Consider the following 13491-nt stretch of genomic DNA (forward strand, 5'->3'; position numbering starts at 1 on the left):
GTGCTCGCCTTTCTCAGGGGGGTTCACAGATGCGAGGGGCGGCCGGCCGCGCGGGCGCGGAGCCTGACGAAGGAGCCGGGCAGGTAGTCGAGCGGGGTCTCGGCCACCTCGACCAGCGCCACGTCGCGCGGGTCGGCCCCGGCGCGCACGGCGGCGGCCCTGGCCTCCTCGGCGACGGCCTCACGCGCGGCGGCGCTGGGCAGCCGGACGATCCGTTCGTACTGGCCGCCGACGGGGCTGACGGCCGCGCCGATGGCGCCGGCGCACAGCCCGTGCGCGGGGTGCAGGCCGCCGGGGACGGCGTGCGCGCCGCCGCCGACCACGACGAGCGGGAGCCGCGCCGGGCCGGGCTGCAGCCGGTCGACGGCCTCGGCCAGCTCGGCGGGGTCGATCGGGCGCGGCACCCGGATCAGGCCGGGGATGCGCAGGCCCACGGGCACGCCGCCGATCCCGGCCCCGCGCACCGCCTCCTCGGGGAAGCCGCCGGCCAGCACGCCGACGCGGACGCGGGCCGCGCCCACGTCGGCGACCACGGCGTCGTGCAGGCCGGCGAGCACGCCCGCGCCGCGCAGCACGCTGGCGGGGCCGCTGCCCAGGCTCAGCCCGGGATGCCTGGCCAGGTGCTCCAGGCTCATCAGCGTGCCGTCGCCGCGCGTCACGAACACCGCCGCGCCGGGGCACAGGCCCGACAGCGTCTCGGCCAGCCCTTCGGCGACGGCTCCGGCGAAGCCCGAGAGGGCGGCGTCCAGCACGGTGGCGTTCTCGCGTTCCAGCAGGCCGATCGAGCCGAGCTCGGCGGAGAGCGAGATCGGCAGGTCGCCGGCCTCGGCCCGGATGATCTCGGCGGCCTCCCGCTCCTGGCGGCCGTCCAGCGGGGAGAACAGCCCAGTGACGGCGACGGCCTCGGCGGCGCCCGCCGCCGAGGCGGCGAAGCGGGCCACGGCGTCGCGGTCCAGCGGGGTCCAGTCCTCCCGGTCCAGGCCGCCGCCTCCGGCGACGGTGGCCGTCCCGGCGCTGACGGCCGCGCGCAGGTCCTCCGGCCAGCCCGACAGGGGGCGTACGGCGCGGCCGGACTCGCCGCTGATGCGCAGCACCGCCACCCGGCGCAGGCCGCGCCGCCGGGTCACGGCGGTGGCCGCGCCGCGCAGGCCCACCGCGACCTGGGCGGACTCGTGCGGAGGCAGCGCCCCGAGCGCGGCGCGTACACAGGCCACCGGGTCGTCGGGGACGGAGGCGACCTTGACGGTGGCGAGCACGCGCCCGGCGTCGTCGAGCAGGGCGGCGTCGGTGTTGGTCGGCCCGACGTCCACCCCGGCCCGCACCATGCCGACCTGCCGCCGCTCGACCCCGGGGCTCATGACGGCCTCCCCTCGCCGGTCAGCCCCGCCAGGCCGAAGGCCGCGGGGCCCGCGAGGCGCAGACCGGCGGGGGTGTGCCAGATCGGGTCGCAGGGGACGGTGACGACGCTGACGCGCAGGCCGTAGCGGATCTGCTCGACCCGCAGCACCTCCTCGGTGCGGGTGTCGAGCAGCGCGATCACGTCGGGGACCAGGGCCAGCGGCGCGCCGTCCTCGATGACCGCGTGGAACTCGCTGCCCGCCTCGATCCTGGCGAGCCTGCCCAGGTCGCGACCCAGGCCCTCGATGAGGATGGTCCCGGACGTCTCCGCCACCTTGCCGGTGATGAGCGGCTCGGGGAGGGAGGTCCCGAGCCGCAGCGCGCGGGTGACGGAGCCGACGGCCGTGCAGGCGGCGACCTGGCCGCCGCGCAGGATGTACTCGCTGGTGGCGACCTGGCCGCCGAACGCCTCCAGCGAGGCCCTGACCAGCCGTTCCAGCCAGCGGCCCGTCACGTTCTCGATGACGAGGGTGCGCCCGCGCTCGTCGCACACCACGGCGGGCGTGGGCGGGACGCCGTGCAGCTCCATGACCGTCTGGTCCATGCCGGGGAAGGCGCGGCTCATGCCGTCGGCGTCGACCAGCGGCAGCCCGGTGACGGCGGCCCAGGCGACGGCCAGGCAGCCGTTGGCGCCGCCGATCTCGCTGGCCATGACCGCGCCGACGGGCGCGCCGAACAGCTCCTCGACCTTGGCCCGCAGGTGGACGGGCTCGTTGACGCCGCAGATCCGCTCCGACATCACCGCCGACGAGCCGGCCGTGCCGACAGGCATGACGAGCGTGTCCGGGGCGAGGTCGCCGGGCCGCACGACGGCGACGGGGCCGTGGTCCTCCAGCGCCTGCATGGCCGCCGCGCGCGCGATCGCGACGGGGCCGCCGCCGCCCGAGCCGAGCACGGCGCACCCTCTGGCGAACGCGGGCAGCAGCCCGGTTCCGATGTCCACCTGTTCACGGTACGAAATCGCAGGTCAGCAGTGGTGTGCTGGGGGCACCCTTATGGGGCTATCGTGTGCGGGTGGCACACGTACTGGAGGGTTTGCAGAGATTGGCCGGGCCTGTCCCGGCCGGTCCCTTCTCTGGGGTGCGGCTCGTGGAGGACCTGCGCGAGGTGGCCCGCCTGCCCGCCGGGTCGATCGCCGTCCTCACCGCCGCCGCCTCCCGCGAGGCGGGCTCCTACCGCCTCGACGTCGCGCTGCGCGACGCCGCCGCCGCCCGCGCCGCCGCGCTGGTGCTCACCGGGCCGGACCTCGCGGAGGCCGGCCGCAGCGCCGCCATGCTGGCCGAGCGGAGCGGGATCGGGGTGTACGCCGCCGGAGGCGACCTGGCCGCGCTGGTCGTCGGCCTGGAGCGCGCCGTCGCGGGCGACGCCTCCGACGCCCTGGCCAGGACCGTCACCGCCGTACGCGCCATCCTGCGGGCGGGCGGCACCCCGGAGCGCATCGCCGAGGCGGCGACCGGGGCCCTCGGCGTCCCGCTCCCCGAGGAGGGCGCCGACGCCCCCGGCGGCCACCTGGGCACGGCGGTGGAGGTCGTGGCGCGCTTCGCCGAGCTGGCGGCCGCCGCCGGACCGGCCGACGAGCCGGCGGGCAGGTCGCGGGCGCAACTGCTCACCGAGCTGCTGGTCGCGCCGGAGAAGCAGGCCCAGGAGCTGGCCCCGCGCGCCCGCGCGCTGGGGCTGCCGGTCGACGACTGGCACGTGGTGCTCCGCCTCGAACCGGTGATGGAGGAGGGCCCGCAACGCTACGCCCTGCTCGACGCGGTGGCGGTCAGGGCGGTCCGGGCGGCCCGCGAGATCGTCGGCCCGGAGTGGAACGGCGCGCTGGCCGGTGACGCGCTGGTCGTCGTCCGCTCACTCCCCCGCGACCAGGGCCGGGCCGGCCTGCGCGAGGCCGTCCGCGACGCGGCCCGCCTGCTGGAGCGGGTCCGCCCGGCGGGCGCCGAGCTGCGCTGCGGCGTGAGCACCGCGCACCGGGGCCTGCTCGGCCTGCGCACCTCGGCCGCCGAGGCGCGCACGGCGCTCAGGCGCAGCCCGGCCCCGCTCGCCGTGTACGACCTGGCCGGGCTGGACCGCATGCTGGAGGAGTGGTACGCCTCCGACGCCGCCCACCAGGCCGTCAGGGAGCTACTGCAGCCCATCCTCGACCTCAAGGGCGACCGCCCGGCCCACCTGATCGGCATCCTGCGCGCCTACCTGGACCATCACGGCTCCCCGGCCCGCGCCGCCGAGGAATTGCACATGCACCGAAACGCCGTGAGCCGCAACATCCGCCGCATAGAAGCCCTGCTCCACGCGGACCTGGACGATCCCCAGCAAAGGTTGGCGCTCCAGCTCGCCTGCCGGGCGGCGCGTCCGGCGTTGTGACAACCGGTACGCTGAAGTCGTCATGCCTGCCGAAAAGGAAGGGCGAGCAGGAGCGTGCTGCAGTTCGCCAAAGGCCTGTACCAGCGTTTCGCCGCCCTGGTCCATGAGCTGACCAAGTTCGGCACCGTCGGTGCCGCCGCCTTCGTGATCGACACGGGCATGTACAACCTGTTCTTGCTGGCGATCGACCTCGGGCCGATGACGTCCAAGGTGTTCGCCACGGCGATCTCCACCTCGTTCGCCTATCTGGGCAACCGGTTCTGGACGTTCCGCCACCGCGAGCAGAGCGGGCTGGGGCGCGAATACTTCCTGTTCTTCCTGCTCAACGGCATCGCGCTGCTGTTCGGCGTGCTGGTGATCGGCTTCACCACCTACACGCTGCACCTGGACGACCCGGTCAGCGCCAACATCGCCAACATCATCGGCGTCGGCCTGGGCACGCTGTTCCGCTACTGGTCGTACAAGAAGTGGGTCTTCCTGGAGGCGACCGAGCCGATCCCCGCGGAGCTGCCCGACACGGGGATCAGGCAGGACCGCTGACTCAGGCGGGACCGCTGACGACGCGGTTGCGGCCGTTGTCCTCGGCCAGCCGCAGGAAGACGGCGAAGGCCGCCGGGCGACGCCGCACCAGCTCCAGCCGGCCGCCGTCGGCGGCGGCCAGCGCGCGGGCGAGCGTCAGGCCGAGGCCGGTGCCCCCGCCGCCGCTCACGTTGCGCTCGAAGATCTTGGGCGCGATCTCGTCGGAGATGCCGGGCCCCTCGTCGGCCACCTCGACCACCACGGAGCTGTCACCACTGGTCGTGGTGACCGTTACGGTGCCGCCGCCGTGGCGCAGGGAGTTCTCCAGCAGGGTCGCGATGACCTGGCCGAAACCGCCGGTCGTGGCCAGCGCCTTGAGGTCGCGCGAGCCGGCGAGCACGAGCGTGCGGCCCACGCCGCGGAAGACCGGCTGCCACTCGGTCACCTGCTGGATGAGCACCTCGTCGATGGAGATCGGCTCGGCCTGGGCGTGCCGCTGGCGGCGCGCGGCTGCCAGCAGCTCGTCGATGACCGCCGTGAGGCGCTCGGCCTGCACGATGGCGGCCTCACCCTCCTCGCGCACCACCTCGGGCTGGTCGGAGGCGGCGACGATCTCCTCCAGGCGCATGGTGAGGCCGGTGAGGGGGGTGCGGAGCTGGTGGGAGGCGTCGGTGGCGAACTCGCGTTCGCGGGTGAGCAGGTCGGAGATGCGCGTGGCACTGCGGTCGAGCACCTGGGCCACCTGGTCGAGCTCGGGGATGCCGTAGCGGTGCTTGCTCGGCCGGGCGTCACCCGAGCCGAGCCGTTCGGCGATCTTGGCCAGGTCCTGCAGCGGCAGCGTGAGGCGGCGTGACTGCACGATGGCCAGGCCCACGGCCACGGCGAGAGCCGCGACGGCCAGCGCCACGATCAGCAGCAGGCGGGCGTAGACGTCCTGCTCGACCTGGGCCCGGTCGCGGCTCACCCGGACGAAGATGCCGCTGTCGGACTCCGCGTCCTCGGTCATCTGCTCCCCGGACGACGGCTGCGAGCCGACGACCGTGGCCTTGGGCGGGTTTCCGCGCTCGAATATCTGGATGTAGCGGTCGGGGTATTTCTGCTCCAGCTGCTTGGGGTCGAGCGGGGTCTCTTGGATACGGGCGTATTCGACCTCCCCGACCAGACGGGTCGCCTCCGACCTGAGCTGCTGGGCCGCGTCGTCGACGATCAGCCGGCTGACCACGATGCCGAGGGGAACCCCTAGCAGCAGGACGGCGATGACCGCCACCACCAGGGTTGAGGTGAGCAGGCGTCGGCGCATGCCTACTCGCGTTCGAAGCGGAAGCCGACTCCCCGGACGGTGGTGATGTAGCGGGGCTTGGCCGCGTCGTCGCCGAGCTTGCGGCGCAGCCACGAGATGTGCATGTCGAGTGTCTTGGTGGAGCCCCACCAGTTGGTGTCCCATACCTCGCGCATGATCTGCTCGCGCGTCACCACCTTTCCGGCGTCGCGGACCAGAACCCTGAGCAGGTCGAACTCCTTCGTGGTCAGGTGCAGCTCCTTCTCGCCCATCCAGGCGCGGCGGGAGTCGGCGTCGATGCGGACGCCCTGCACGACCGGGGTCTCGGAGGTGCCGCGGCGCAGCAGCGCCCGCACCCGGGCGAGCAGCTCGGCGAGCCGGAACGGCTTGGTGACGTAGTCGTCGGCGCCGGCGTCGAGGCCGACGACGGTGTCGACCTCGTCGACGCGGGCGGTGAGGATCAGCACCGGGGTGCCGTGCCCTTCGGCACGGATCCGCCGGGCCACCTCCAGGCCGTCCATCTCGGGCAGGCCAAGGTCGAGAACGATGAGGTCGATGCCCCCCGACAGAGCCCTCTCCAGGGCCTGCGGGCCGTCGGGGCTCACCTCAACCTGATAGCCCTCGCGGCGCAGGGCGCGCGCGAGCGGCTCGGAAATCGAGGTGTCATCCTCGGCGAGAAGTACGCAGGTCATGGAGCGATCGTAGGACCTTAAGCGATCGTTTCCCGGGCACAGCGCGCGGTTTGACTCGTCGTTGACCTATCCATTGACCTGGGCAAACGCGGCTAAATATCGGTTAGTCATGATTAAATTACCGCGATTGCCGTGGGTAAAAGGGTTACGCCCCCGTGGTTCCCCGCGGCGAAAGTTGGCGCCAGAAACGCGCGCGCCCGCCGTCGGCGCGGCGGGCGATCGAACGCGGCGGGCTCAGTCGTCGACGGACGGCGGCTCGGCGTAGCGGGCCAGGTAGAGCTGGTCGCCCAGGGTCTGCATCAGGCCGAGCTCGGTTTCGAGGTAGTCGATGTGCTGCTCCTCGTCGGCGAGGATGTCCTCGAAGATCCGCGCCGAGGTGATGTCGCCCTTCTCGCGCATGAGCTGGATGGCCGGCCGCAGCCGCTGCACCACCGACAGCTCGACCTCCAGGTCCGCCTGCAACTGCTCGCGGACGGTCTGCCCGATGTGCAGGGTGCCGAGCCGCTGGTAGTTGGGCAGTCCTTCGAGGAAGAGGATGCGGTCGGTGAGGCGCTCGGCGTGGCGCATCTCGTCGATCGACTCTTCGCGGGTGTGCTCGGCGAGCTTGGTGTATCCCCAGTTCTCCTGCATCTTGGCGTGCAGGAAATACTGGTTGATCGCCGTGAGCTCCGCCGTGAGCTGCTCGTTGAGCAGCTCGATGATCTGCTTGTCGCCCTGCATGAACGGGCCCCTTGTGCTATGCGGTGGTCAGTTCCTCAGACCGCTTCAGGATCGCACAGATCTTCCGTACGCAAGAGGCACAGTCGCCCCCGGCGCCCGTGGTGTCGCGAACCTGTTTCGCACTCCGCGCGCCCGCGGCGATGCAGTCGTGGACCTCGTTTTCGGTCACAGCACGACAAACACACACGTACATCCGCGGGGAGCCTCTCAGGGGTGGGGTAGGTAAGGCACACCTAAGATAGCCCACCGCGGTAAGGCTTGCCTATGTTAGGTAAGCCACACCTCAGTGGCCCCGCGTGATCCATTCCTCCAGGTGAGGGGCCTCGGCGCCGATCGAGGTGGAGTCGCCGTGCCCGGTGTGGACGACGGTCTCGGGCGGCAGCGTCAGCAGGCGGTCGCGGATCGACTCGATGATCGTGCCGAACGACGAGTGCGAACGCCCGGTCGCCCCCGGCCCGCCCTTGAACAGCGTGTCGCCGCTGAACAGCACGCACAGCTCGGGCGCGTACAGGCAGACCGCGCCGGGCGCGTGCCCCGGCGTGTGGAGGACCTGCAGCGCGATCCCGCCGGCCTCGATCTTCTCGCCGTCGCCCAGCGGCGTGTACGTGACCTCGTCCCCGTAGACCTGCGACCACAGGACCTGGTCGGCCGGGTGCAGCCGGATCGGCGCGCCGGTGAGGTCGCTCAGCTCCTTGGCGGCGTTGACGTGGTCGTTGTGCGCGTGGGTGCAGACGATGGCCCGGACCGTGCGGTCGCCGACCCGGTCGGCGATGGCCCTGGCGTCGTGGGCGGCGTCGATGACGACGACCTCGCGGGCGTCGCCGACCAGCCAGACGTTGTTGTCGACGTCCCAGGTGCCGCCGTCGAGCGAGAACGTGCCTGAGGTGATGACCCTGTCGAGCATCTAGAGGATCACCACCGAGCGCAGCACGTCGCCGCGGTGCATCTTGGCGAACGCCTCCTCGACCTGGTCGAGGCCGATGGTCTCGGTGACGAACCGGTCGAGCGGCAGCCGGTGCTGCAGGAACAGGTCGATGAGCATCGGGAAGTCGCGGCTCGGCAGGCAGTCGCCGTACCAGGAGGACTTCAGCGCCCCGCCCCGGCCGAACACGTCGAGCAGCGGCAGCTCCAGCGTCATCTCCGGCGTCGGCACGCCGACGAGCACCACGGTGCCGGCCAGGTCGCGGGCGTAGAACGCCTGCTTGTAGGTCTCGGGGCGGCCGACCGCCTCGATCACCACGTCGGCGCCGAACCCGCCGGTCAGGTCGCGGATGGCCTCGACCGGGTCGCTCTCGCGCGAGTTGACCGTGTCGGTGGCGCCGAAGCCGCGCGCCCACTCCAGCTTGCGGTCGTCCACGTCCACCGCGATGATCTTGGCGGCGCCGGCCAGCGAGGCGCCGAGCACGGCCGCGTCGCCGACCCCGCCGCAGCCGATCACGGCCACGCTGTCGCCGCGGGTCACGCCGCCGGTGTTGATCGCCGCGCCGATGCCGGCCATCACGCCGCAGCCCAGCAGCCCGGCCACCGACGCGGGCGCCTCGGCGGAGACCTTGGTGCACTGCCCGGCGGCCACCAGCGTCTTCTCCAGGAACGCGCCGATGCCCAGCGCGGGGGACAGCTCGGTGCCGTCGGTGAGCGTCATCTTCTGAGCGGCGTTGTGCGTGTTGAAGCAGTACCACGGCCTTCCGCGCAGGCACGCCCGGCACTGGCCGCACACGGCACGCCAGTTGAGGATCACGAAGTCGCCCGGCTCCAGCCCGGTGACGCCCTCGCCGACGGCCTCGACCACGCCCGCCGCCTCGTGGCCCAGCAGGAACGGGAAGTCGTCGCTGATGCCGCCCTCCCGGTAGTGGAGGTCGGTGTGGCAGACGCCGCACGCCTGCACGTTCACCACCGCCTCGCCGGGCCCCGGGTCCGGCACCAGCACCGTTTCGATGGCCACTTCCCGGCCCTTGCCTGTGGCGATGACGCCCTGCACTTCGTACGGCATGCCAGCCATCTTGTGTCAGGAGGATGATCTCCGCAAGGGATGCGCGCCCAGGAGACTAGCGCTCGTCGACCTCGCCGTCGGAAGCGTCCTCCACCAGGCGGAACAGATCCATGCGGACGTCCTGGATGCGTGGGATGTCGCGCAGCACGATCTGGCCCCGGTCGCCGGCCGACTCGACGACCAGCGTGCCGCAGCCGAGCAGCCGCTCGGCGAACGTCTGGTCGGAGCTGACCGTGTTGACCTTGGCCATGGGGATCTCGTCCGTCGACTTGTTCAGCACGCCGGTGCTGATCGAGAAGCGGTGCGTGGTGAGCACGTAACCGGTGTTCTTCCACTGCAGGTAGGGCACGAACGACCAGATCACCAGCAGGAGGAGGGCGATGACGCCGACCGCGACGCGGGCGTGGAAGGCGTACTCCCAGGTGCCCGGGATGAAGTACAGCGCCGCGCCCGTGGCCGCGGCGATGAGCACGAGCGCGACGAAAGGCACGATCAGCCGCTTCCAGTGAGGGTGGAAGGACCGCACGCGCCGCTCACCCTGTGTCAGGTGATGGTCGGGGATGGTCATGCGGACATGCTGCCACCACCCCGCCCCCGGCGGCTATGCCGCGGGCCGAACGTGCACGACGTCGCCGGCGCTCAGCGCGGCGGTCTCGGCGCCGGTGTCGACCTGGAGCTGCCCGGCGGTGTCGACGCCGGTGGCCAGGCCGGTGAGCGCGCCGCCGCCGGGCAGCTCGACGCGCACGCGGCGGCCGATCGTCGCGCAGGACGCCTGGTAGGCGGCGCGCAGCCCGCACGCGTCGGCGTCGCCGCCCGCCTCGGTCCACTCGCGGTAGTGGACGTCGATCTCCCGGAGCGTCGCCCGCAGCAGCGGGTCGCGGTCGAGGCAGGCGGCCTCCTCGACGGCCAGCGACGTGCCCGTCTCCACGGGCAGCTCGTCCCGCGTGAGCAGCACGTTCAGGCCCATGCCGATGACGACGGCGTCACCGGACCGCTCGGCGAGCACCCCGGCCAGCTTGCGCTCGCCGATGAGCAGGTCGTTGGGCCACTTCAGGCGTACGTCGACCTCGGCCAGGCGGCGCACCGCCGACGCGGCGGCCACCCCGAACAGCAGCGGCAGCCAGCCGAAGGCGGCGACCGGCACGGTGGGCCTGAGCAGGATGGAGAAGGTCAGCCCCGCGCGGGCCGGGGCGCCCCAGGCGCGGCCGAGCCTGCCCCGCCCGGCGGTCTGCTCCTCGGCGACCAGCACCCGCCCCTCCTCGGCGCCATCCCGGGCGGCCCTGGCCAGGTCGGCGTTGGTGGAGCCGGTGCTGTCGACGACGGTGACGCCGGTCCACAGGGAGCCGGGCCGCAGCAGGGCTCGGTTGAGCGCCTGCTCGGAGAGCGGCGGCCGGTCGAGGTCGGAGTAACGAGACACCCGTCCATCTTGCCGTGGTCGGGGGCATGGCCGTGCCGGGGAGAAGATGGGGACATGAGGAGACTGGATCCGCGCAACTGGGCCTCGTGGCGGCCGTTCGGGCTGGGGCTGCGCAAGCCGAACAACTACCTTGAGCTGGTCAAGGCGTTCCGGGCGGTCAAGGGCAACCGGCGCTACGCGTGGCGGATCCTCAACCAGGGCACCTGCGACGGCTGCGCCCTGGGCACCAAGGGCATGCGCGACTGGACCATGCCGGAGATCCACCTGTGCAACATCAGGCTGCGGCTGCTGCCGCTCAACACGATGCCCGCGCTGGACGTGTCGCTCCTGCGCGACGTCTCGGGGCTCAGCGGCAGGAAGAGCGCCGAGCTGCGCGAGCTGGGCCGGCTCCCCTACCCGATGCTGCGGCGCGCCGGCGAGCCCGGCTTCACCCGCGTCTCCTGGGACGAGGCGCTGCGCGTGGCCGCAGGCGGGCTGCGCGACACCCGCTTCGGCGCCTATCTGACCAGCCGCGGCATGCCGAACGAGAACTACTACGCGGCCCAGAAGGCGGTGCGGGCGCTGGGCACCAACAACATCGACAACGCCGCCCGCATCTGCCACTCGCCCTCGACCGTGGCGCTCAAGGAGGCGATCGGGGCGGCGGCCACGACCTGCTCCTACACGGACTGGATCGGCTCCGACCTGATCGTCTTCATCGGCTCAAACCCGTCGAACAACCAGCCGGTGGCGATGAAGTACCTCTACCACGCCAAGAAGGCCGGCACCCGGATCGCGATGGTCAACGCCTACCGCGAGCCGGGGATGGAACGCTACTGGGTGCCGTCCAACGCCGAGTCGGCGGTGTTCGGGACGAAGATCACCGATGACTTCTTCGGCGTGAACGTGGGCGGCGACATCGGGTTCCTCAACGGGGTGCTCAAGCATCTGATCGAGGCCGGCGCGGTGGACGAGGAGTTCGTGGCGCGGCACACCACCGGGTTCGAGGCCGTGCGCGAGGCGGTGGCCGGGCAGTCGTGGGAGACGCTGGAGGCGCTGTCCGGCTCGACCCGCGCCGACATGCGGCGCATGGCCGAGCTGCTGGCCGAGGCCAGGTCGGCGGTGCTGGTGTGGTCGATGGGCATCACGCAGCACTCCTACGGCGAGGACAACGTGCGCGCGATCGTCAACCTGGCGCTGGCGCGCGGGTTCGTCGGGCGTGAGGGGTGCGGGCTGATGCCGATCCGCGGCCACAGCGGGGTGCAGGGCGGGGCCGAGATGGGGGCGTACGCGACCGGGCTGCCGGGCGGGCTGCCGATCACCGAGGCCAACGCCGCGAAGTTCACCGGCATGTGGGGGTTCGAGGTGCCCGCCACGCCGGGGCTGACCGCGACCGACATGATCGACGCGGCCCACGCGGGCGAGCTCGACGCGCTCGTCTCCTCCGGCGGCAACTTCCTGGAGGTGCTGCCCGACCCCGCCTACTGCCGGGAGGCCCTGGCGCGGCTCAAGCTGCGGGTGCACGTCGACATCGTGCTGTCGTCGCAGATGCTGGTGCCCGCCGAGGGCGACGTGCTGCTGCTGCCCGCGCAGACCCGCTACGAGATGACCGGCGGCGTGACCGAGACCTCGACCGAGCGGCGGATCATCTTCTCGCCAGAGGTGGAGGGGCCGCGGATCGGCGAGGCGTGGCCGGAGTGGAAGATCTTCACCGAGCTGGCCGCCCGCACCCGGCCCGGCATCGCGGCGAACGTGCGCTTCACCGGCACCCCGCAGATCCGCGCCGAGATCGAGCGGGCCGTCCCGTTCTACGAGGGCATCGCCGGCCTCAAGCGCTTCGGCGACAGCGTCCAGTACGGCGGCGCCCACCTGTGCCCCGGCGGCCGCTTCCCCACGCCCGACGGCCTGGCCCGCTTCTCCCCCGTCGAGCCGCCCGCGCTGGAGCGCCCCGACGGCGCGTTCATGGTGGCGACGCGGCGCGGCAAGCAGTTCAACAGCATGGTCCACGAGCGCCTCGACGGCTTCAACGGCGCGATGCGCGAAGCTGTGCTGATGAGCGAGTACGACGCCGACCGGCTCGGCCTGCCCGACGGCGCCCCCGTCGAGCTGCGCTCGGGCGAGCGCGCCTACCGGGGCAAGGTGCTGCGGGCGCCGCTGATGCCGGGCAACCTCCAGGTCCACTGGCCGGAGGGCAACGTGCTGCTGGACGAGGCGCGGCGCTCCCCGCAGGCCCGCATCCCCGACTACAACGCGCTCGTCACGGTGCGGCCGCTGTGACCCGGCCGGGCCCGAGCAGGCGGGTGCGCGTGCGCGAGCTGACGGGCGGCTCGGCGGTGGAGCGGCGCGACGACCTGGCGACCGAGGAGCCGCTGGAGATCCGCCTGACGGCCGCGGGGGGCGTGCGCCGGACGATCGCCATCACCATGCGCACGCCGGGCCACGACTTCGAGCTGGCCGCCGGGTTCCTGCACGGCGAGGGGCTGGCGCACGACGACGGCATCGCCTCGATCGCCTACTGCACCGACGAGGACCTGCCGCCCGAGGCCCGCTACAACACGGTCACCGTGCGGCTGCGCGGCCCGATGCCCGAGCTGCCCGCGCTGGAGCGCCACTTCCTCACCTCCAGCGCGTGCGGCGTGTGCGGCTCGGCGAGCCTCGACGCGCTGCGCGGCCGTTGCCGCCCGCTCCCGCCCGGCGACCTGCGGCTCACCCCCGAGGTCCTGTACGGGCTGCCGGGCGCGTTGCGGGCCGGGCAGGGGGTGTTCGGCAAGACGGGCGGCCTGCACGCGGCCGGGCTGTTCACCGCCGAGGGCGAGACGGTCGTGGTGCGCGAGGACGTGGGCCGGCACAACGCGGTGGACAAGCTGGTGGGCTGGGCGGCGATGAACGGGCGGCTGCCGCTGTCCGGCCACGTCCTCATGGTGAGCGGCCGGGCCAGCTACGAGATCATGCAGAAGGCCCTGGCCGCGGGCCTGCCGGCGGTGTGCGCGGTGTCGGCGCCCTCGTCACTGGCGGTGGACCTGGCCAGGGAGTTCGGCATGACGCTGGTCGGGTTCCTGCGCGGCGAGCGGTGCAACGTCTACGCGGACGCCAACAGAGTGGAATGAACTGTTCCGTTCTGCTATAGTCGGAACAG

The 13491-nt window shown here is 72.7% G+C and carries 14 protein-coding genes; 4 read left to right on the forward strand and 10 right to left on the reverse strand.

The annotated features are described in order from the left end of the window. Window positions 1-23 precede the first annotated feature (23 nt). Both KME80_RS02455 and KME80_RS02460 read right to left on the reverse strand, forming a co-directional pair. Window positions 24-1358 (reverse strand): hydantoinase/oxoprolinase N-terminal domain-containing protein, encoded by a 1335-nt coding sequence (locus tag KME80_RS02455; RefSeq protein WP_246643766.1) that lies wholly within the window; start codon window positions 1356-1358, stop codon window positions 24-26. Then, window positions 1355-2341: a DUF917 domain-containing protein gene (locus KME80_RS02460; RefSeq protein ID WP_219499763.1), complete on the reverse strand. Its 987-nt coding sequence runs from the start codon at window positions 2339-2341 to the stop codon at window positions 1355-1357. Before KME80_RS02460 ends, KME80_RS02455 begins: the two co-directional genes overlap by 4 nt. A 137-nt stretch (window positions 2342-2478) precedes the next feature. On the opposite strand from KME80_RS02460, the gene KME80_RS02465 reads away from it, so the two are divergent. Together KME80_RS02465 and KME80_RS02470 are read left to right on the forward strand one after the other, a co-directional pair. After that, window positions 2479-3759 carry a PucR family transcriptional regulator gene (locus KME80_RS02465; RefSeq protein ID WP_308125588.1) on the forward strand — a complete coding sequence of 427 codons (1281 nt, stop codon included), beginning with the start codon at window positions 2479-2481 and terminating at the stop codon, window positions 3757-3759. Between the two features lie 54 nt (window positions 3760-3813). After that, window positions 3814-4299, forward strand: coding sequence for a GtrA family protein (locus KME80_RS02470; protein ID WP_308125589.1), 486 nt, complete (start codon window positions 3814-3816; stop codon window positions 4297-4299). 1 nt (window position 4300) lies between these two features. Here the strand turns inward: KME80_RS02470 and KME80_RS02475 are convergent, their stop codons facing one another. The 8 genes from KME80_RS02475 to KME80_RS02510 all read right to left on the reverse strand — a co-directional run bounded on the left by KME80_RS02475 (window position 4301) and on the right by KME80_RS02510 (window position 10376). Then, on the reverse strand, window positions 4301-5578 hold the full coding sequence (locus KME80_RS02475) for an ATP-binding protein (protein WP_219499767.1): 1278 nt from the start codon (window positions 5576-5578) through the stop codon (window positions 4301-4303). Between the two features lie 2 nt (window positions 5579-5580). Next, window positions 5581-6249, reverse strand: a complete 669-nt coding sequence (locus KME80_RS02480) for a response regulator transcription factor (protein WP_043620820.1) — start codon at window positions 6247-6249, stop codon at window positions 5581-5583. A 234-nt stretch (window positions 6250-6483) separates the two neighbouring features. Beyond that, a complete protein-coding gene (bfr, locus tag KME80_RS02485) occupies window positions 6484-6969 on the reverse strand; it encodes a bacterioferritin (protein ID WP_219499769.1) in 486 nt (161 codons plus the stop codon). A gap of 16 nt (window positions 6970-6985) precedes the next feature. Further along, window positions 6986-7162: a (2Fe-2S)-binding protein gene (locus KME80_RS02490; RefSeq protein ID WP_082310492.1), complete on the reverse strand. Its 177-nt coding sequence runs from the start codon at window positions 7160-7162 to the stop codon at window positions 6986-6988. Between the two features lie 90 nt (window positions 7163-7252). Then, the gene (locus tag KME80_RS02495; protein WP_219499771.1) at window positions 7253-7873 is read right to left on the reverse strand and encodes an MBL fold metallo-hydrolase; all 621 of its coding nucleotides are present in this window, start codon (window positions 7871-7873) and stop codon (window positions 7253-7255) included. Beyond that, on the reverse strand, window positions 7874-8959 hold the full coding sequence (locus KME80_RS02500; protein ID WP_219499773.1) for an S-(hydroxymethyl)mycothiol dehydrogenase: 1086 nt from the start codon (window positions 8957-8959) through the stop codon (window positions 7874-7876). It abuts the gene before it with no gap. 55 nt (window positions 8960-9014) lie between these two features. After that, complete coding sequence (locus tag KME80_RS02505; protein WP_219499775.1) at window positions 9015-9527, reverse strand: PH domain-containing protein; 513 nt, start codon at window positions 9525-9527, stop codon at window positions 9015-9017. Between the two features lie 33 nt (window positions 9528-9560). Then, the gene (locus tag KME80_RS02510; RefSeq protein WP_219499780.1) at window positions 9561-10376 is read right to left on the reverse strand and encodes a biotin--[acetyl-CoA-carboxylase] ligase; all 816 of its coding nucleotides are present in this window, start codon (window positions 10374-10376) and stop codon (window positions 9561-9563) included. A 54-nt stretch (window positions 10377-10430) separates the two neighbouring features. Here KME80_RS02510 and KME80_RS02515 point away from each other — a divergent pair, with 54 nt between their 5' ends. Both KME80_RS02515 and fdhD read left to right on the forward strand, forming a co-directional pair. Then, complete coding sequence (locus KME80_RS02515) at window positions 10431-12632, forward strand: FdhF/YdeP family oxidoreductase (RefSeq protein WP_219499781.1); 2202 nt, start codon at window positions 10431-10433, stop codon at window positions 12630-12632. Beyond that, window positions 12629-13462: a formate dehydrogenase accessory sulfurtransferase FdhD gene (fdhD, locus tag KME80_RS02520; protein ID WP_219499782.1), complete on the forward strand. Its 834-nt coding sequence runs from the start codon at window positions 12629-12631 to the stop codon at window positions 13460-13462. Before KME80_RS02515 ends, fdhD begins: the two co-directional genes overlap by 4 nt. The last annotated feature ends 29 nt before the right edge of the window (window positions 13463-13491 follow it).

It is taken from the genome of Nonomuraea ceibae (assembly GCF_019396325.1).
In the GTDB taxonomy this organism is placed as follows: Bacteria; Actinomycetota; Actinomycetes; order Streptosporangiales; family Streptosporangiaceae; genus Nonomuraea; species Nonomuraea ceibae.

Coding starts and splice junctions, on each gene's coding strand:
- KME80_RS02480 (WP_043620820.1), bottom strand. CDS start 6,249: ATGACCTGCGTACTTCTCGCCGAGGATGACACCTCGATTTCCGAGCCG.
- KME80_RS02490 (WP_082310492.1), bottom strand. CDS start 7,162: ATGTACGTGTGTGTTTGTCGTGCTGTGACCGAAAACGAGGTCCACGAC.
- KME80_RS02500 (WP_219499773.1), bottom strand. CDS start 8,959: ATGCCGTACGAAGTGCAGGGCGTCATCGCCACAGGCAAGGGCCGGGAA.
- KME80_RS02505 (WP_219499775.1), bottom strand. CDS start 9,527: ATGACCATCCCCGACCATCACCTGACACAGGGTGAGCGGCGCGTGCGG.
- bfr (WP_219499769.1), bottom strand. CDS start 6,969: ATGCAGGGCGACAAGCAGATCATCGAGCTGCTCAACGAGCAGCTCACG.
- KME80_RS02515 (WP_219499781.1), top strand. CDS start 10,431: ATGAGGAGACTGGATCCGCGCAACTGGGCCTCGTGGCGGCCGTTCGGG.
- KME80_RS02475 (WP_219499767.1), bottom strand. CDS start 5,578: ATGCGCCGACGCCTGCTCACCTCAACCCTGGTGGTGGCGGTCATCGCC.
- KME80_RS02455 (WP_246643766.1), bottom strand. CDS start 1,358: ATGAGCCCCGGGGTCGAGCGGCGGCAGGTCGGCATGGTGCGGGCCGGG.
- KME80_RS02495 (WP_219499771.1), bottom strand. CDS start 7,873: ATGCTCGACAGGGTCATCACCTCAGGCACGTTCTCGCTCGACGGCGGC.